This is a genomic window from Nostoc sp. MS1 (assembly GCF_019976755.1).
Classification (GTDB): domain Bacteria; phylum Cyanobacteriota; class Cyanobacteriia; order Cyanobacteriales; family Nostocaceae; genus Trichormus.
The window spans coordinates 5,359,712-5,378,847 of record NZ_AP023441.1; the positions used below are offsets into that span (position 1 = coordinate 5,359,712).

Annotated in this window: 13 protein-coding genes and 1 riboswitch; of the genes, 5 read left to right on the forward strand and 8 right to left on the reverse strand. The window is 39.6% G+C overall.

The features are described 5' to 3' along the window. Nucleotides 1-32: 32 nt before the first annotated feature. The 5 genes from NSMS1_RS23180 to NSMS1_RS23200 form a co-directional block, all read right to left on the reverse strand. The gene (locus NSMS1_RS23180) at nucleotides 33-1,544 is read right to left on the reverse strand and encodes an FAD-dependent oxidoreductase (protein WP_224087075.1); all 1,512 of its coding nucleotides are present in this window, start codon (nucleotides 1,542-1,544) and stop codon (nucleotides 33-35) included. A 154-nt stretch (nucleotides 1,545-1,698) separates the two neighbouring features. Further along, nucleotides 1,699-4,899 (reverse strand): glycoside hydrolase family 15 protein, encoded by a 3,201-nt coding sequence (locus tag NSMS1_RS23185; protein WP_224095322.1) that lies wholly within the window; start codon nucleotides 4,897-4,899, stop codon nucleotides 1,699-1,701. Between the two features lie 199 nt (nucleotides 4,900-5,098). After that, nucleotides 5,099-5,638, reverse strand: a complete 540-nt coding sequence (locus tag NSMS1_RS23190) for a hypothetical protein (protein ID WP_224087076.1) — start codon at nucleotides 5,636-5,638, stop codon at nucleotides 5,099-5,101. Then, entirely contained in the window at nucleotides 5,635-5,928 is a 294-nt protein-coding gene (locus tag NSMS1_RS23195; protein WP_224087077.1) for a hypothetical protein, read from the reverse strand. The genes NSMS1_RS23190 and NSMS1_RS23195 overlap by 4 nt, the downstream gene beginning before the upstream one ends. After that, nucleotides 5,928-6,665 carry a TIGR04255 family protein gene (locus NSMS1_RS23200; RefSeq protein WP_224087078.1) on the reverse strand — a complete coding sequence of 246 codons (738 nt, stop codon included), beginning with the start codon at nucleotides 6,663-6,665 and terminating at the stop codon, nucleotides 5,928-5,930. The genes NSMS1_RS23195 and NSMS1_RS23200 overlap by 1 nt, the downstream gene beginning before the upstream one ends. Nucleotides 6,666-6,892: 227 nt before the next feature. On the opposite strand from NSMS1_RS23200, the gene NSMS1_RS23205 reads away from it, so the two are divergent. Then, complete coding sequence (locus NSMS1_RS23205) at nucleotides 6,893-7,903, forward strand: zinc-dependent alcohol dehydrogenase family protein (RefSeq protein WP_224087079.1); 1,011 nt, start codon at nucleotides 6,893-6,895, stop codon at nucleotides 7,901-7,903. Between the two features lie 108 nt (nucleotides 7,904-8,011). Here NSMS1_RS23205 and NSMS1_RS23210 read toward each other — a convergent pair whose 3' ends face one another. After that, on the reverse strand, nucleotides 8,012-9,013 hold the full coding sequence (locus NSMS1_RS23210) for a cyanophycin synthetase (RefSeq protein ID WP_224087080.1): 1,002 nt from the start codon (nucleotides 9,011-9,013) through the stop codon (nucleotides 8,012-8,014). Nucleotides 9,014-9,579: 566 nt separating this feature from the next. Between NSMS1_RS23210 and NSMS1_RS23215 the strand changes: the two genes are divergently transcribed. The 3 genes from NSMS1_RS23215 (at nucleotide 9,580) to purB (ending at nucleotide 12,701) form a co-directional block, all read left to right on the forward strand. Beyond that, nucleotides 9,580-9,816 (forward strand): hypothetical protein, encoded by a 237-nt coding sequence (locus tag NSMS1_RS23215; RefSeq protein WP_224087081.1) that lies wholly within the window; start codon nucleotides 9,580-9,582, stop codon nucleotides 9,814-9,816. Between the two features lie 589 nt (nucleotides 9,817-10,405). Continuing rightward, nucleotides 10,406-11,302 carry a YihY/virulence factor BrkB family protein gene (locus NSMS1_RS23220; RefSeq protein ID WP_224087082.1) on the forward strand — a complete coding sequence of 299 codons (897 nt, stop codon included), beginning with the start codon at nucleotides 10,406-10,408 and terminating at the stop codon, nucleotides 11,300-11,302. A 103-nt stretch (nucleotides 11,303-11,405) separates the two neighbouring features. After that, complete coding sequence (gene purB, locus NSMS1_RS23225; protein ID WP_224095323.1) at nucleotides 11,406-12,701, forward strand: adenylosuccinate lyase; 1,296 nt, start codon at nucleotides 11,406-11,408, stop codon at nucleotides 12,699-12,701. Nucleotides 12,702-12,875: 174 nt separating this feature from the next. Here the strand turns inward: purB and NSMS1_RS23230 are convergent, their stop codons facing one another. Further along, entirely contained in the window at nucleotides 12,876-14,153 is a 1,278-nt protein-coding gene (locus tag NSMS1_RS23230; protein WP_224087083.1) for a glycosyltransferase family 4 protein, read from the reverse strand. 127 nt (nucleotides 14,154-14,280) lie between these two features. Beyond that, nucleotides 14,281-14,434, reverse strand: a riboswitch (cyclic di-AMP (ydaO/yuaA leader). Between the two features lie 1,292 nt (nucleotides 14,435-15,726). Then, nucleotides 15,727-15,954: a hypothetical protein gene (locus tag NSMS1_RS23235; RefSeq protein WP_224087084.1), complete on the reverse strand. Its 228-nt coding sequence runs from the start codon at nucleotides 15,952-15,954 to the stop codon at nucleotides 15,727-15,729. Between the two features lie 649 nt (nucleotides 15,955-16,603). Between NSMS1_RS23235 and NSMS1_RS23240 the strand changes: the two genes are divergently transcribed. Beyond that, nucleotides 16,604-18,979 carry a tetratricopeptide repeat protein gene (locus tag NSMS1_RS23240; protein ID WP_224087085.1) on the forward strand — a complete coding sequence of 792 codons (2,376 nt, stop codon included), beginning with the start codon at nucleotides 16,604-16,606 and terminating at the stop codon, nucleotides 18,977-18,979. Nucleotides 18,980-19,136: the final 157 nt, after the last annotated feature.

Below are 19,136 nucleotides of genomic sequence, written 5' to 3' on the forward strand. Positions count from 1 at the left end.
GATGCTGAAAAATCCAAATTGCCTTTAGCATACTACGGCAACCAAAAATTGGGCAGGATGGATTTACTTAATCCCCGCACTGTCTGGTTGAGCGATCGCGCCACTTGGATATGTGCTTCATCTTCCTCTACTGGTAAAATCTCAGCAGGTGTACCCCCACCCAAATGAGAAATAACTAAATTAGCCGCCTCTAAACCTGTAACATAGGCTTTTTCCTGCGACCATGAACCGTGACGGTTAACAATCCAATCACCACTCATAAATACATTAGAAAAACTTGTCTTTGCTGGCAACATATAAGGATAGCTACCAGGAGCAAAATGAGTTACCGCTTGTGGTAAACGAATCACACTACTATCAATTACTTTTGCTTCTCTAAATTCTGGGATGCAGGTTGTTAAATAACGCTGAACGTTAGAGATAATTTCTGTATCACTCCAATTTAAAAACTGATTTGCATGATAAAAATCAGCTTCTATTACTGTCCCTGGCTCATCTTTATATTCATCATGTAAAGCATTCAAATCAAAGAAAGTCCATCCTGTAGTAGTATCAAAACCAAAACAAGCATTAGAAGGGCGGGGAATATCAATTTTGCGGTCAAACCAAATTCGCGTTGCTAAAACATCAATTGCCCCTAAATTATACAAATTCCGAAATTCAGCACGGCTTTGTAAACTAGGGCTATTAGAAACAATTTTCTTCATCCCAGTGATACCAACTGCAAAAATCACAGCGTCAGCATCAAACACCTCATTACCACAAACTACACTTTTTGCTTGATTATTACTATCAATAATTAAATCAGTAACACGGTGTTTTGGTAATATCTTTGCCCCGGCTTTTTCAATTTGTTCCACCCAAGGACGGAAGATTTTTTCGCCTACAGTGCCTCGACACCAAACTACATCAAAATCTGCTTGGTGCGCCAAAATGAAAAAGTAAAGCATCCCTAATGTAGCGGCGGCGGAACATTGTTCACCAGGGGCAAATAAGCCTACTAATAACATTGGTTCAAAAGCATCTTTATAAAGACGCGCCGATACACCAAAATCTTTAAATAATTCCCGTGCAGTTACACTATCATAACGCCGCCAAGCTGCATCAGAATTATCAAAATCTACCACGGCATAAAGTAAAGGTAAGGCGCTGAGGCGGTCAATTAAGGGTAGACGTTGGAATTGAGTGTAAATAAAAGTGCCTAAAGGCGTGGGGAGTCTGGGTAAGTCTTGAAAAATGGGTGATTCTACTTCCAACCCCGCAGGGGAATATTGGGCGGAACGAGTCCAGCTAGTGAAGGGATTAATATTTAACTCGTTAATCAGAGCGAATATATTTCTGTAAGGATACCAAAAGCCATGAATCCCAGCTTCTACAGATTTTCCCCCTGGTGTTTGCCAACCAGCCACCAGTCCGCCAGGATAGGGGCCTGCTTCTAGAAGTGTCACATCATAACCTTGCTTTGCTAGATGGTAGGTTGCACCCAAACCCGCCCAACCAGCACCTACAACTACCACTCGTTTCTTTTGTGACCCTTCTGTCATTTTCCCCTCCGTGTTCCTCTCTTAACTAATTTAACAGTCTTGAGGGTGGGGAGTGGGGAGAGATGAGGGAGTAACTCGCCCCTATCCCTAACCCCTCCCAGGAGGGGAACAGCAGAGGAGAAAAACAACTGTCAACTGTCAACTGCCTCCTGCCTCATTTCACAAATTCAGTTAAGAACTTGAAGGCTTTGAGGATATAAGTAGCGCATTCTTTCGGGGAGGTATTGTAAAACGATCGCCATGCACTAGCTTTGTCTTCATCATAGCGATCACCGCGTTCGGGATGGTTTTCTAGCCATGCCAAGCGTACAGCATGACCGATTAGTACATCCAATACTATATATTCTTCGATTTGCAATTTGGGGTTTCTAGAGGCGATCGCGGCTACTTCCATTAATGCTTCGATGTTGACTTGGCGATACTCTGGCGCTTCGATTTTATTTAATAGATGATCAATCCGTAGGGCAAAATTCTTTTCGCCAGGTGTCATTTCTGATAGCATCACTTCACTATCTAAACGATTGCGTCGTTCTAATTTGTCACCAATAACTAACCCTTTGCAATGTTGCATGATTAGCCAAACTTGCTGGAAGAAGTTTTTGGGAACGCGGTTTAGTGCGCCTTCGGCTTGGCGGAAGCGTCGCCAACCACCAAGGGGAATTTCCATCTCTTCGTTGATTTCAGGTAATACCACCCAGTCAATATCGCTTTCTTTTTGCTTAACGTGGAGTGATTCTTGCTGAAGTAATAGCTTACTCACTCCTGGGTAAGCCGTTAATACCCGATGTAATCGCGTTTTCACTTCAAAAGGTGCAAGTTCCATCAAGCGTTCGTAGCCTTCATCTTGAGTAACTTGCAATTCTTGGGCAAGTTCGCTGGTAATTAAAAGGATAAGATAGCCTACTCTTAAGGTGAGTAGTCCTTGAAACAATTCTGGTTCTGATCTAATGAGATTACCAAGATAGATGAGGACTTCTTGAGTGAGGACGCGATCACGGATATCTTCACGACAGAAGTTATTAATCTTCTCGGCAATTTCATTATGGGGCATCGGCACAGAAATCAGCGATGCTTCACTATACGCCCTACCTACAGCAATTTGCTTACCCCTAATCAAAATACTTGTAACAGCATCAGATAAACCAATATCCACCATTTGCCGTAAACCAGCCGCCCGGCGTACCACTGCCCACAAACCCAACTCCCCGGCTTTGGTGTATATCTCATCAAGTAAATCGGCTACAGTTACAGGTTGTCCTGACTCACCAAAACCTGTATCAAATTCCAATCCTTGCAATCGAGTCAAAGTCTGCAATAACTCAATTTGCTCATATAAATTTTCTGATGCACGCAAAGATGACAGCAACAAACCCAAGTTAGTTTCGTATTCGACTTGAAATTCTTGGGTATGTCCTAAACGCCAACTTTTCCCCGGATGATATGCCAAGTAATAACAACGTTTGCTAGCATCTTGTACTGCTGATTGGTGAAATTCTACATCAGACAGAAAATCAATTCTTTGAATCGCTCCTGTTAACATTAATTGATTCAATCTGCCTAATTTTACTGCTACCCCATTGCAGACACCATCTTTCAATTCCTGCATCAGTTCTAGTAATGCCTCAGACCCGGTTTCTAACATGGTATGGGTTAACATTAAAGTCAGAATTGGACGACCCAAATCATTCCAATACTGTTGAATATATGCCAGTTCGCTTTTAAGTTGGTCTACTAAAAAATGGTAATCAAGGGTTAAGTAAAACTGCTCTGCATCTAAAAATGAAGGTAAGAATACAATTGTTTCACCCCGGAGGCGGAAGGTTCTAGATGTAGTCAAACTCCGCAAGCGGCGCACCGGACGACCTGTTAAACCTAATTTATCGTTGCGTCCAATTTGCGTATAGATAGATGAAAGTTCACTAGCTTGTCTTACTTGAATTGGTGCGACTTGCTTTGGTGTTTGGGTTTCAATGCCATGAACTGCTAATTCTGCTTGTAAATCTTCATCTTCTGCTAACAGGGCAATTTGTACTAAAGCATCTCGTTTTTTTCCTACACATAAATATCTACCCAAGGGGTCAATATCGCCAACTGCGATTAACCCCTCACTCAACATTTGCCCCAAATAATATAAACTTTGCGCCCATACTAAGGGAACGTTTTCATTAGGTAAACGCGGCTGGCTTTGGGGTTCTAACTTTTCTGCTTCGACATTTTCGGCGGGAACATAATACAGTTCTGGTAAGAAGTATAAACCTTCCCGTTCTACTAGTAAGGATTCTAAACGTTCTTGGTAAAATTGGGCTTGTTTTTCATCACCACGAAACAACCCATCTAAAAGTAAATAAGTGAAAAATAACGGCCATTCACATTCGATATGTTCAAACTGTTTGAGTTCCCAAGGTTCGTAATGCAGACGTTGAGTATCTTCTAAAACGGTTTGGTGTCCATCACGCAAGAAGCGTTTGCAGCCGTATTTGCCTTGGAGTTTGTTGATGATATCGTTGAGTGTGCGATCGCGCAACTGCACATCTTCCACAGCAAACGCCGGATAACTAATAATACTTAACAATGCCGCATCAATTTCCTTAGATGCAGATTCTCTTGGTAATAACGATTCTAAGGTACTACGAGCGCGGGCAATTTCATCTGGGAGAACGTGAATTACAGATGCTTGACTACCCCAAACTCCAAACAAATCGAGTTCGTTCATTGCTTCTAAAGCAGCCTTAGCCATCCCCACAGAACTGGCGTTTAACTCTACATTACCATGATTGATTTTATTCCCCCGTTCCCAAATCCCATAATCAGGGGTACGATAAGCCCGACCAATGTAATAAACCAAATTTTGGACAAAGTTTACTTCATCAATGGTGTAGATAATCTGCAATCCTGAAGCTGTCATTTGTGCCAGTATCAATAAAAATATAGATGTGGCATCTAATTGCAAATGTCCCCATTCATCATCACCAACAACGATATCACCAGTAGCAGTGTTGTATTTGGCGTGTAACCCATCCAAAGGTGACTGAGTTTCCTTAAACTGTTCCACCTTATGCGCCTGACGCATCATCGCAAACAGCAACCCGCGCATCAGCTTAATAACGCTGTGTTTTAACTCGTAGGTGCGTCCTTTATCTTCATCAACCTTACGGTACGCCAGCGCTAAACCCCACACAGCCAAAATGCTGTAAACATTATCTCTCACCCAAGCATCTGTATAATCACCGTGGGCAGTGATGGCGGTACTCGCAGGTAGCAAACCAGTGATAGGACTTTGACGAGTCAAAATCACCGTTTTGATTTGCTGATAGTAGTATTCCAGTCGAGTATGTAGTTCGGTGGCTGTTTTCATCATCTTCTTAAACGCAGCTTGCAGACTTACCCTGTGGCTGTGGTATCAATTGTATAAGCCAAGCCAAAGTTTAGGCGATGGTATTACAGCTGAGGGTGGTGAGGATTTTCTATTATCTCGTATTCGTGAGTATTTGATTACAGGATTGTTAACGAATAATTACGAATGTAGAAATTCAATTGGGGAGTCGTTGTTGTCTCTAAAAACGTGGAATTGAAGATGGCAAACCAACTCGCATAAATAATCTTGCGAATGCTTGAGAAAAGTGTTCTAAGTAAGGAGACTTTAACCGCCACCTAAAGCCAAGCTCTGTGGCGTGTTTCAAAACATATTCGTAAGGTAGACTATATATCTCTCTAAAATCTACAACCAGGGCTTCCTTGTTATTCTCAGGGTTCGTTGGTGATGCAAGTAGATGTAAACCTTCAATTCTACCTGTTAAAACCTCGTTCCATTTGCCCTTGGTAGCAAATTTTGGGTTAGTTTCTTCAAATTCTGAAATTAGGTTAATTGTACAAACGACTACTTGATTAACCTTTTTGTTGTCTAGATCACAGCTTTGAGTTAAAACAATTAAATCTAATTCGTTTACTTCTACCTCTACTTCTTGAGTTTCGTTATCTTTTGTTCCAAAGGTGGTAGGGTCAAATAGTGGTACTGGTACTAGACACCCAGGCAGGTAATCACCTTGCCTGAGAGTCGGCTCATTAACCTGCACCCAGAAAGGGTCTATCGTCATTCTTCATCTAAAAGATACAGCAGAGGTTTTTTACGCCCTTTAAACTGGGCAATCATACGTACACGCTCTGAGCGTTTTGGTGGGACTGGATTGTAATCTATTTCATCAATATTATTGAAATATTCTAAGTATTGCTTAATTTCTTTCAATACCTGCAAAGCATTTTCTGTTACTTCAGCAATTTTTCGCCCTTCTGGGCTTTGCAACTGAGATGTAACAGTTGGTTCAGTTACTATCAATCTAAGCGGGGGTGATATACCGTTAGGACGTTGGCGTGTAATTGTAGCCATTAGTTGATCAACTCCCTTGTTCGTTCCGTAATACAAGCTTCAAAAACTTCATCAGCCAGCTTGTGCAGTTGTTCCAAAAAACCCCAAATTTCTACTTCATTATTTGGTGTATTTCGTTCTTTAAATATGTCAATATCCAAAAGTACAGAGACTATATCTGGCACTGGAGGAGGAACTATTGTTTCATTAAGAACGATAATTGCACCCAAATTATCTTGAGGAATCTGTAATTGCATGAAGTAACCACTTAGTCCTTGCGGCAAATCAGCAGATACTTCAGGAAATGTCCGTAAATAATCTTTTAAGTCACCTACAGGCAGAGGGATATCCAGACGATTAATGTAACGGACTGCTAGACGGACGATGGTTTTTGGATTAGTTAGTGATTCATAGATACTCCACAGCCGTTTTGCTTCATCCCGGAATTTCTCCCAACATTCGTAAGGAGCTAGTCTACTAAAGGTAAAGCCATCCAGACGTGTCTGAAGAATCTGTTTCTGGTCACTACTGACAAATCTATAGCCTATTTGGCTTTGATTTGCCCTAGCACCAACACTATCACCAACCATCATCAATCCCTCTAAAATAAACATATTCTCAAGTTCTGGGTACTCAGCTTGAATGCTAGATTGTACCTGCACCAGAACATCAGGTTGAACTTCTGGCAAAAGTTCAACTCGTATGTCTATCACCGCTTCGGTGATGGGGGTACGTGAGTAGTATTTTCGGGCTTGCATACCCATTATATTAAACTGCCTAAGTCTTAAAGGCAATCCAAATTACCACACTTGAAAATTTCCTCGGCTTTATTGACTCAACTTTTACTTAATATGAGTTGAAGTTGTAACTTGGTTTGGATATATGCAAGGGTGTGGGATAGCTTGAGGTTTTTTCTCTAACCGAAGCTTATCTCATGATGATCTTGAAAATCGGTCACAATAGATTTGGCTAAAACAGGACATATATGAAAGTTTACGAAATTGAAAGTGGTACAGGGATTGATGCACTGAAGTTAAGCGATCGCCCCCAACCGCAACTAGGTGCAGGACAAGTTTTGGTACAGGTACGTGCAACTTCTCTCAATTACAGGGATTTATTGGTGGTTGAAGGTGCTTACGGTTCTGCACAGAAGTATCCTCTAATACCTATGTCTGATGGTGCTGGGGATGTGGTGGCGGTGGGTGAGGGTGTGACGCGGGTGAAGGTAGGCGATCGCGTTGCTGCTATTTTCTTTCAAAACTGGATTTCTGAAACTTTAACTAGAGAGAAAATGAAATCCGATCTCGGTGGTGGGATTGATGGAATGCTGGCGGAGTATGTAGTCCTCAATCAAGAAGGTTTGGTAATATTACCGGATCACCTATCCTATGCAGATGGTGCAACTTTACCCTGTGCAGCAGTCACAGCTTGGCATAGTTTAGTAACCAAGGGTAATGTCAGTGTAGATGATACCGTGTTGTTACTGGGTACTGGTGGCGTTTCCATATTTGCGCTGCAATTTGCCAAAATTTATGGCGCGAGAGTAATTATCACTTCTGGTAGTGATGAGAAATTAGCGCAAGCAAGACAACTAGGTGCAGACGAGACAATTAACTACAAAACTACACCAGATTGGGAAAAGAAAGTGTATGAATTAACTGGACGCATTGGTGTAGATCATGTAATAGAAGTAGGCGGTGCAGGGACTTTACCAAAATCACTACAAGCCGTCCGTGTTAGTGGACGTGTAAGTTTAATTGGTGTCCTATCTGGCAGAGGTAACACCATTGATCCCATGCCGATACTATTTAAAAGTTTAACAGTACAAGGAATTTATGTTGGCAGTCGAGAAATGTTTGAGGCGATGAATCAAACCATATCTCAACACAAACTCCAGCCTATAATTGATCGAGTTTTCCCTTTCACCGAAGCCCTAGCCGCCTATCACTACCTTAAAAGTGGCACTCACTTTGGTAAGGTAGTCATTAGTCATTAGTCCATAGTCCATAGTCAAAAAGCAGAAGAGGTTAGGGAGAGGATTTTTCCCCCTACATCTTTCTCTCCCTCATCTCCCCTACTCCCTACTCACCGCTTCCAAGACTTTCTAATTCTCTCCAGTACCATCAATTTCTAAAGCTTTTAAGATTTTCAAATATAAATCTTCTACTTTCTGGGCTTGAGCATCACCAAGAGAAGCATAATAATCTAGTCCAGGGGCGCTATTGATTTCAATAATTACATAATCTGTCATTGGTCTGGTGATATCTGGAGTAATAATATCCAACCCTATTAGCCTTAATCCCATATCTTTGGCAATATTGAAAGCCAATTTCTTAAAGTCAGGATGGATACTCTCCGTAAAATCTATACCTTCGCCACCATTGGACAAATTAGCATTATCTAAAAGATAAATAATCTTCCCATTCGGGACAACACTTTCCCAAGTTAGTTTTTGTTTTTTTAATTTTTGTTTGATTCGCCAATCATCTAAATCTATTACTTTTTTACCAAAATTGTCAAAAAATACTCTCTGCTTATATTGTAATAACTCTAAAATAGTAGATTTTCCATCACCTATTATCGCTAGAGGAAGCCTCTGATACACTGCTATAATTTCATCATCTATAACGACTATTCTATAATCTTTCCCTGGATAAAACCTTTCAATAATTAAACCAGGACTAATTTTAAATATCTTTTTAGCTATTTGATAATACTCGGTTTTATTATGAATTTTGGCAACTAGCTTACCTTGACTAAGATTAATTGGTTTGATAAATGCAGGAAAGCCTAGACTCTTTGCATACTCAAACCCAGCATCAATATTTCTAGAATCACCTACTTTTTGACATATCTTATCATTAAAAAATGTTTCTCCTTCCGTAACACGATAGCCAAAATGCTTGAGGAAAAATTTGGAATAACCTTTATCTTTTGCTATCTCTGAAGAACCTAAACCATTGATATTAAATTTTGACCTAGTAAAAAAAACTTTCTTGCCATTTTTAAACGTAATATGTCCAACTAGCTCATATTCTGGTTCTATGATGACAACTGCACCAATTTGAGGTGCTATTTTTTTGATTATTGATGTTACTAATGGCATTTGATGAGAAAAAAATTATATTTTGATGCGGAAATTTTAACTAACTAGCAAAAATAGGTCAAGAAAAAAATAATTCTACTGTTAAGTAAAATTCTTTTAGAAACGCACTTAAAGCTTTATTTGAAATTATCTATACCTCTTAAGTAAATTGAAGTATTGTTAACTACTTAATTAGTATAGAAATACTGCAATAGAAAACATCATGGTTATTTCTAATACAATTCTTATTTAAAATATACTCATACTAAGTTGATTGATAAATTTTATACTAAACAATTATATTTTATTAACTAAACTTAAATTTTCTATGTAACGGCTCCTTTCAAAAGTCAAGTTTGCTTTCAACTTACCAGAGTAAAATTGATACATCCCAATCTGTAAATGATGTGATAAATCATACTTAAAGGGAGTTTATAACTTTAGTTCAGTCTAAAATATATCACTCGGTGTTGACAATTTTTAAATAATCGAATACCAAGGTGGCAGATCATAAAAAAAGCGCTAGTAAATTTCTGCTCAGAGATTTACTAACACCTTTACTGAAACTTTATACGGTTAAGACAATCATGCCACAAAATACAGAAATCGCAGCAAGCAATTCCGAAACTCAGCCAATTGCTTATAAACAACGTTTAAATTCTTGGGCGATCGCACGTTTACTTCCTGATACACAACGTGAGATTGTGGCTCGTTTTCGCAGCCGTTCTGATGCCGATGGTTATATGCAGCATCTACGTCAAGTAATCCCCAATGCTTCTTTTCTAGTTGTTTTTGACTGTCAACGCGAAGAAGCTGCTATTTAAGTTTTGAGTTATGGCTGAGGGTTAAGGGGACTAAGGGTGTAGGGGAAAGCAGTGAATTTAATTTAATTACGTATTATGAATTTCACCTCTAACCCTCAAGCTATAGATTTACATTAATTTAAAATCACGAATATTTGGCATTTTCTACATTTCTCCAGGGTGAGGTCGCCAGCGTAAAATATAACTTTCCAAAACGCGGACACCCCAATCGAGTAACACGCTAATGACTGCCAACACTACCAGTATTGCCCAGGCTTTATCAACATTTAAAGTTCCCTGCGCCGCTCTTGAGTGTAGGATTTGCGTTACTCAAGGTATATCTCCTTAATAGCAGGATGTGAATGATATAAGCAATGCTTATTCTTTTATATATACACGTAATTAGTCAAGATTAAATATATTTATTCATTTAAGTTGTAAATTTTGTTGTGTCAACCGTTAACTGGAATCATCATTGAATTGAGTAACGCCAAAATTCTTCCTCAAGGTTGCTTTATAAGTACCCCAAGAAAGATGCCATGACTAGATAAATCAGTATCAAATATATCAGGTGAAAAAGCGGCATCTTCTGAGAAGGGAAACTAAGGAAATGAACTTAAAAGCGATTTGGCAACTTTTGCAAGAGGCGTTTCAAGAATGGAATGATGATAAAGCCTCACGTTTGGCGGCGGCGTTAGCTTACTATACTGTGTTTTCAATCGCACCACTACTGATTATTGTGATTGCGATCGCAGGCGCAGTATTTGGACAAGATGCCGCTAGGGGTGAAATTGTTCAGCAAATTCAAGGTTTAGTAGGTAGAGAAGGAGCAGAATTTATTCAAACTGCCATCCAAAATGCCAATAAACCCAAGACAGGTACTATAGCTTCTATTGTAAGTATTGCTCTATTACTATTAGGTGCAACTGGCGTTTTTACAGAATTACAAGACTCCCTCAATACGATTTGGGAAGTACAACCAAAACCAGGACGCGGTGTAAAAAATATTTTTCGCCAGCGTATCTTGTCTTTTGGAATGATATTAGGTATTGGTTTTTTACTTTTAGTTTCTTTAGTAATTAGTACAGCATTATCAGCAATAGTAGGTTATTTCGGTAATTTATTACCCGGTGTGGGCTTCCTCTGGCAAATTTTTAATTTTGTTATTTCCTTCGTTGTCACTACATTATTGTTTGGTTTAATTTTCAAAGTTTTACCCGATGTCAGAATTACTTGGAATGATGTTTTAGTCGGAGCCGTTATTACTTCAATATTATTTTCTATCGGCAGATTTTTATTAGGTCAATATTTAGGTAATAGTGGCTTTAGCTCAACCTACGGTGCGGCTGGTTCAGTTGTAGTTATTCTCGCGTGGGTTTACTATACTGCCCAAATTCTCTTTTTCGGTGCTGAGTTCACCCAAGTTTACGCCAGAAGATACGGCAGACGCATAGTACCAGATAGTCACGCCATGCCATTGAATAATACAAACTCTAGGAGAAAGTAAAAATTGTTGACTGTTGACTAATGACTAATGACTAATGACTAATAACTAATGACCAATGACCCAAAGCGGGTTAAAATATGACAGTTGTATTCTGCCGCGAACGTTGATAGAGCGTTATACTCTGCCCGAAATGGGCAATCTGTGGACTGAATTTTATAAACTAAAAACCTGGCTTCAGGTGGAAATTGCAGTCTGTGAAGCCCAAGCGGAATTGGGTTACATTCCATCTGCTGCTGTTGAGGAAATCAAAGCTAAGGCAAATTTTGATCCGAAACGGGTACTGGAAATCGAGGCGGAAGTCCGTCATGATGTCATCGCTTTTTTGACGAATGTCAATGAGTATGTAGGTGATGCTGGACGTTACATCCACCTGGGCTTAACTAGTTCAGATGTATTAGATACGGCTTTAGCGTTGCAGTTGGTGGCTAGCTTGGATGTGTTGGCACAACGTCTGGAAGATTTGATTGGGGTGATTCGCCTAAAAGCGCATGAACACCGTTACACGGTAATGATTGGCCGATCGCACGGTATCCACGCTGAACCGATCACCTTTGGGTTTAAGCTGGCTGGTTGGTTGGCTGAAGCGTTACGCCACCAACAACGGCTAAAAACTCTCCGCGAAACGATCGCAGTAGGTAAAATTTCTGGTGCGGTGGGAACCTACGCCAACATCGAACCCCGTGTAGAAGCGATCGCTTGTCAAAAACTTGGACTCAAGCCAGATACAGCCTCTACCCAAGTTATTTCCCGCGATATTCATGCTGATTTTGTACAGCAACTAGCCTTACTCGCTGCCTCTATTGAACGCTTTGCTGTAGAAATTCGCAATCTGCAAAAAACAGACGTTCTCGAAGTTGAGGAATTTTTCTCCAAGGGGCAAAAAGGCTCTAGCGCTATGCCACACAAGCGCAACCCCATCCGTTCTGAACGGTTGACAGGGATGGCGCGACTAGTTAGAAGTCATGCGGGTGCAGCTTTAGAAGATGTCGCCCTGTGGCACGAACGGGATATTTCCCACAGTTCTGTGGAACGGGTAGTTTTACCAGATGCTTGCATTTTGACCCACTTTATGCTGGTAGAAATAACCGAGTTGGTGAAAAACCTGCTAGTCTATCCAGAAAATATGGCACGCAACCTCAACTGCTATGGCGGCGTTGTGTTCAGCCAAAAAGTGCTGCTGGCATTGGTAGATAAGGGACTCAGCCGAGAAGAAGCGTATGCGATCGTGCAACAAAACGCTCATGCTGCCTGGAACAAGCCAGAAGGCAACTTCCACGATTTGATTACTAAAGACCCGCGTGTGGCTAAAATCTTATCGCCAGAAGAAATCGCTGTGTGTTTTGACCCACAGCAACATCTCAAACATTTGGATCAGATTTTCCAAAGATTGGGTATTTAGAAATGGGGAGTGGGGAGTAGGGAGTAGGGAGTGGTGAGACAGCGCTGCGGGAGGGTTTCCCTCTCTGACGAGACGCTGACGCGAACCGCAGGCGACTGCGAACCCGAAGGGGGGCAGATAAGAGAGTAAAGATATAATCTTTTATTATGATTCCCCCTCATCCCTCTACTCTAACTATGCTGCTACAGCCTCTTTCTTCACTTTTGCAGGTGTCTTTTGAGTTAATAACTGAGTATATAACTTACTCAATTGAGAGGCTACACCGTCCCAGCTAAAGGTGGTTTCGACTCTCTTACGAGCTGCTGCACCTAGCTCATTCCGCCATGTTGGGTTGGAAATGATGCGGTCTATAGCTTTGGCAAAAGCTGCTTCATCTTGTGGGGGTGCAAGTAAACCAGTTACTTCTGGTACCACTGTAAACTGCAATCCGCCTACGTTACTGGCAACTACAGGGGTGTTGCTGGCCATCGCTTCAATTGCAACTAGACCGAAGGGTTCGTAGTGGCTGGGGACGACGCAAACATCAGCCGCCGCGTAATAGTAGGGGAGAATTTCATGGTCTAAGCGACCAGCAAAGGTGGTGCAATCAGTTAATCCTAATTCAGCAACAATATTAGCAATGCGATCGCGCTCAATCCCATCGCTTTGACCAGGACGGCTACCGCCACCAATTACTAGCTGTAGGTTAGCTTCACCTCTCAAGCTAGATTGAGCAACAGCCCTAACTAAAGTTTCAATACCTTTACGGGGATCAAAGCGACCTACATAAAATACCATCTTGGCATCAGGTGCAATTCCCAATTTTTCCCGTGCGACAGACTGTTCAATGTCGCCAAAATTATCAATATCTGTACCGCAGGGGATCATATCAATCCGCCCTTTCTTAGAAACTAGGGTTTCCATGTGTTCCTGTTCTTGAGGACTAGTAGCAACTACACGGTCTACAGTTTCTAAACAAGTTTTTTCTATAGCTAATCTCTGACTAGCAATGGCGGGGATATCTGCGATAGTGTTATATTTAATTGCCCCTAGAGAGTGGTATGTATGCACCTGCACTAAAGGTTGGCGCTTTTTCAACTCCATACCCACCCAGGATGACAACCAGTAATTTGTGTGGATGAGTTCGTAAGTATAACCTTGACGCTCTTGGAAGCGTTGTAATTCATCAACAAATTCTGTCAAGTATTCAAATACGTGATCTCGTCCAATGAACTCAACTGGCCCGGCTGTTAATCGAATTGTCCGGCAATTAGTGCTATGTTGAACGATCGCCGCTTGGTCAGGACTAATACGGCGGGTGAACATATCAACTTGCCAACCCATTTCGGCTAGTGCATAACCTACTTGCCGAACATATACATTCTGACCACCAGCCTCTTCTTGACCTATTTCTACAGCTGGGTCTCCAGAAACGGAAATCAGCGCAATCCGATGTGTGTTAGTTTGGAACATAGTGAGCTTCACCTCAAGGCAACTACTCCTGCCTCATATATAAGATTTGAGGACAGGCTAAACGAAGCGGAAAGCTACCAGCCAAGGACACTGACGACAGACATTATGGTTAAAAAATGCTGTTCGTTCAATCTCCTCTCAATGCCGACGAAGTTAGCTGACGGGCTAGAACTGAGAGATGTTCTTTTTGGATAATCCAAAATACGCCCCGAATTTGGTTCCTCCGCTCCTGATTTTGCTTAATTTATAAGGCAAATATCAGGATTAGGCTGACTGATTGACATTTGCTTATACTATACTTGCGATCGCAATTATAGTCAATGAATCACAGAACAAACGTGTCTTAAATTGCCTCTAAACTATTTGCTAATACCTTAAGGAAAGTATCATAAATTAGATTAGAGTAAGCAATCTTTGGCTAGAAAATTTATTTTCTATAGTCATGATATTAACCGGATGGCACTAGGTTGTTCAACTTTCTCAAGATATATTTCCATCATAGTACTTAATTTTATACTAGTTTAGTTAGCATCTGTCTTTCAATAGGGAATAGGTAGTAGAAAAGGTTGCAGGCAGTAGGAATTTGTGGATATTGTCAGGCAATGGCAACAATTCAGGCAATACTTATAGTATTCGCTTAAAAACACACAAACTTATCCGCTTGACATTTTAATAGTCTACGGCGATGAATAAAAACAAAATTTTTGAGATTTTATATCTGTAAATATTAAAAAAATATTAAAATGAAAAATTTAGTTAATGAGGATGAAGCTATAAATATATTTAATTTTATCTAAAATATACATCTTCTGGATATTGACAGATGTTACCATCTATAAATAGTTGAAAATATATAACAATCTATATATCAAAAGACATAATTACTGGAATTATGTCTAAATAGTTATGTTCTAATGCTTGATTTTTAAGAACAAGCTGCTAAAAATAGAGAAGGGATTTTAAAATCTCATAGTCAATTTCGATCATTTGACCCTTCTACGCTAGTCCGCTTGAGCGGACTTTTTTGTTATCTTCATCAGTTGCAAAACCCGTACATGCAAGAGCTTAAGCTTATTGTTCATTCGCTTGTGTACAGGAAAAATGCCATAATAATTTAGAATATCTAGGCTTGAACTAAATAAAGAGCAATAGTATAGTATTTTATTCTATGGATAATGACTTATTAGCTTTTTTTGCAGGTGTAGCGTTACTTATTATCTATCTCTGTTTCTCTGCATTGACTGAAATGGGAACTAAATGGCCTGGGAAAAAGTAATACCAGTCAACAAATCTCAAGGGTTTCCTAAATTCAGAAGCATCTGTTTCAAAAATAGTGTATTTCGCTCACAACAAGGATACTTACTAGAATTGAAGTAAGTACTGTAACCTAGAAATAAAATACCAGCCAGTAGTAGTGCTAAACCTGTTATCTTGACTAAAAGTCTTATGATCGAGAAGGAATAGAGTTTGTAAGGCTATATAGTGCAGATACAGGAAAATGATTCCTCAAGTAATGCCAGTAAATCTTACTCATGATTTATACTAGCTTTACTCTAACTACACTACCTAATCATTAACGTACAGATTCCACAATTACCATGATGGTAATTAAACACAATAAGATAACTGCAAGAGGCCCGAACACAGCTTGTAAGATGGCAACTAGCATACTGTTGATGTATACAGTACCTAAAACTTTAGAAATAACGTAGGCAATAGCAAAACCAAAAAGCATCAACAAAAAGTATTTGATTGACTTAGCAACTAAACGAAATAACAGGGTGTCTTTATTTGTGGTCATGACTCTATCTCAATAAATGGTGGATATATTTCGGGACAAATCAGCTATTTATCTCAACGGATAAACCGAGGTTATGCTTGTGGTTTATCGTTTTGTTTCTCCCAATTAATTAACACTGGGTGGGGATGTAACAAACTCAACAGCACCACATTTAAGGCAGACATGTGTATCAACATTTTTGCTATCTTGGACAAATGCTCAATAATTATGATTACACTCCTGTAGGGTGGAAAAACATATCAATATTTGCACGCTCTACAGAATCTAGTCAGTTAATACCTACCGCTTTTTTAGTCTAATTAAGTGATGACTAATGAATTTATTTATAATTTTTGATTTGGATTAAAAAACTAAAATTTAAAATCGCAAATCATTAATTATTTAGTCATCAGACCCTTCTTTATGAGTAAGCCAAAAGTATTAGCTTTACTCTTTTAATCTCTCCTCAACCGTATCTCCATTGGCAATTAACTTAACTTTGCCTGTATTGATTACAAGCATAATACAATGTTAGGAAATTTGCAGTCGGATAAAGTAAGAGATTTACTCCCCTACTGGGTAGGAAAAAGTAGTTTGGGGTATGACTGCCGAAAGAGAAATTCTAAAAATATAGTTATAATTAAGCACAAGTGATACAGTCAGGCGATCAATGGGTGCAGAAGAAGCTTTAGAGCTTTTGGATACTTTGGTTTTTCAGACAACAGGGGAACATCTAGATACAGCGCAGAGAACATTACTACGTAATTTATGGGAGGATGAAAGGCGGACTTATCAAAATATTGCTGACATTTGTGGTTACACAGAAGCACATTTGAAAGCAGTTGGTGCGGAACTTTGGCAAATATTAACAGATGTGTTGGGGGAAAAAGTCTCGAAATCTAACTTTTTTTCAGTAGTTCAGAGATTTGGGCGATCGCATATTGCAGGGCGTAGCCCATCGCAAACACTGCCGAAGATGTCGCCTATTTTAAGTCCAGTCGTTAATAATGGCAAGCCACCAGAACTAGATTACAACTTTGTGGGGCGTGATCGCGAAATAGTCGAGCTGAATAACTACGTAATCCGAGGCGCAAAGATTATTCTCATCCAAGGCGAAGGCGGCGTTGGTAAGACTACCCTGGCGCGTAGATATTTGAAAACGCAAGGTTATTATTTACTAGAGTTGTGGATGGCTAAGGAAAGCCAAAATATTGTGTCTGTGGAGAGTGTGGTTGAGGAATGGCTGAGGGTTGATTTTAACGAAGAACCTGGTAAAGAGTTCGGTATTAATTTAGAAAGGTTGCGGCGCAAACTAAGGGATGCAGCCTGCAAGATAGGGGTTCTAATTGATAATTTAGAGTCTGCTTTAGATAGAAATGGACGTATTATTACTTCTCGTCGTCCTTATGTAGAGCTTTTACGAGTTTTAGCAGACCCTAGCATTCAATCTATCACTTTGATAACCAGTCGTGAACGTCTGTATGAATCTGGGGTAGATGTGGCTTTCTATTCTCTGGGGGGTTTAGATGAGTCAAGTTGGCTCAAGTTTTGTGCTAGTTGTCAAATTAAATCTGACTCTACAGCATTGAGTGAAATGTGCAAAGCTTATGGTGGCAACGCTAAAGCTATGCAGATTATTAGTGGTACAATCACCACAGATTTTGAAGGCGATGCAGATATTTACTGGCGAGAGAATAAAAATGATTTATTAATTGAACCAGAACTAAAAAACTTGGTTGCTAGTCAATTTGACCGTTTAGAACAGATGGATAGTGAAGCATATCGTTTACTTTGCCGTTTGGGATGCTATCGCTATCAAGATGTGAGCCATGTAAATATTCAAGGGTTACAATGTTTACTTTGGGATGTCCCTGAAGAACAAGCTAGACGAGTAATTAAATATTTGACAGACCGTTTATTGATAGAATTTCGTAAAGGGAAATATTGGTTACATCCAGTCATAGCTACAGAAGCGATCGCCAGATTAAGACAAAGTGGAGAATGGCGCATAACTCACCAAAAAGCTGCCGAATTTTGGCATAATAGCGTTACTCAAGTCGAAAATCCCCAAGATGCTTTGATGGCATTAGAGGCTTATCATCACTACATGGAAATTGGTGATTTTGAGCAAGCTGCTAATGTAATTATTCGTGGTAGACCAAATAAATGGGATAATAGAATATCTTTGGGGGTTTTATTTAACCGATTGGGTTTATTAGAAACGTTGATTGCTGTAATTAATCGCTTAATTGAAAAACTAGATTCTGATTACCATTTAAATATACTATATAACTTACTGGGTAGAGCTTATCACCAAGTAGGTAATATTAAAGCAGCATTGGACTGCCATTATAAATCCAATGAAATTGCAGAAAAACATGGCTTTCTGCAAGAGAGAATATCTAGTAGTTTTAATTTAGGACTATGTTATACAGATTTATGGGAAATTGATAAGGCAATCCAGATTTTTCACTATGTAAAGAATTTAGCAGCAACAGACAAAAACTATTACCAATATGTGGTTTATTCTTTGTGTTGTTTGGCTTATTTAGATTCTTCTGTAGGACAGAATGAAAATGTAGAGTCTATGTTAAAAGAGGCCAAAACTGGGTTAGTAAATGAGAGATTAACTTCTTGGGGAATAGGCACAAGTTTACTATTTCTGAGTTTGACTTATAAAAATTTAGGCTTGATAGAAACGGCTTGGGAAATGTGCCATCAAGCTATTAACCATTGTCAGCAAAATCAGTTTAGCTTTTTAGAAGCCAGGGCTAAATCGTGTTTAGCCTCATTATATCGAGAAAAGGGAGAATTTACAGGAGCGATCGCTAAACATTTAGAAGCCATCAGCCATATGAATACGGTATCTGATAAATGTAACTTAGCTAAAGCATATTATCAGTTAGGTTTAACTTATCAAAAGATGGGGGATGTTAACCAGAGTAGAAAGACATTTCAGGCTGCGATCGCTATTTTTAATGATATGCCTGCACCTAAGCAAGTAGAGAAAGTAAAAATAGCAATGGCGCGTTTAGAAAACAGTTAAATTTTGTTAGACTGAAATTATTAACTCAATGGAGATAAAAGCAATGCCTAAACCAGAGAAAAACCTTATTAAAATTGACCCAGGAACCGCAGTTTTAATTGCTGGGGCATTAATACTTCTACCTCTACTATTCGCCGGATTTTGGCAATAATTGTAC

What these genes read in the sequence shown, in the direction of transcription:
- NSMS1_RS23215 (WP_224087081.1), top strand. Translation starts at nt 9,580, where the DNA reads ATGCCACAAAATACAGAAATCGCAGCAAGCAATTCCGAAACTCAGCCA.
- NSMS1_RS23180 (WP_224087075.1), bottom strand. Translation starts at nt 1,544, where the DNA reads ATGACAGAAGGGTCACAAAAGAAACGAGTGGTAGTTGTAGGTGCTGGT.
- NSMS1_RS23235 (WP_224087084.1), bottom strand. Translation starts at nt 15,954, where the DNA reads ATGACCACAAATAAAGACACCCTGTTATTTCGTTTAGTTGCTAAGTCA.
- NSMS1_RS23220 (WP_224087082.1), top strand. Translation starts at nt 10,406, where the DNA reads ATGAACTTAAAAGCGATTTGGCAACTTTTGCAAGAGGCGTTTCAAGAA.
- NSMS1_RS23190 (WP_224087076.1), bottom strand. Translation starts at nt 5,638, where the DNA reads ATGACGATAGACCCTTTCTGGGTGCAGGTTAATGAGCCGACTCTCAGG.
- NSMS1_RS23210 (WP_224087080.1), bottom strand. Translation starts at nt 9,013, where the DNA reads ATGCCATTAGTAACATCAATAATCAAAAAAATAGCACCTCAAATTGGT.
- NSMS1_RS23205 (WP_224087079.1), top strand. Translation starts at nt 6,893, where the DNA reads ATGAAAGTTTACGAAATTGAAAGTGGTACAGGGATTGATGCACTGAAG.
- NSMS1_RS23185 (WP_224095322.1), bottom strand. Translation starts at nt 4,899, where the DNA reads ATGAAAACAGCCACCGAACTACATACTCGACTGGAATACTACTATCAG.
- NSMS1_RS23230 (WP_224087083.1), bottom strand. Translation starts at nt 14,153, where the DNA reads ATGTTCCAAACTAACACACATCGGATTGCGCTGATTTCCGTTTCTGGA.
- NSMS1_RS23195 (WP_224087077.1), bottom strand. Translation starts at nt 5,928, where the DNA reads ATGGCTACAATTACACGCCAACGTCCTAACGGTATATCACCCCCGCTT.
- NSMS1_RS23200 (WP_224087078.1), bottom strand. Translation starts at nt 6,665, where the DNA reads ATGCAAGCCCGAAAATACTACTCACGTACCCCCATCACCGAAGCGGTG.
- NSMS1_RS23240 (WP_224087085.1), top strand. Translation starts at nt 16,604, where the DNA reads ATGGGTGCAGAAGAAGCTTTAGAGCTTTTGGATACTTTGGTTTTTCAG.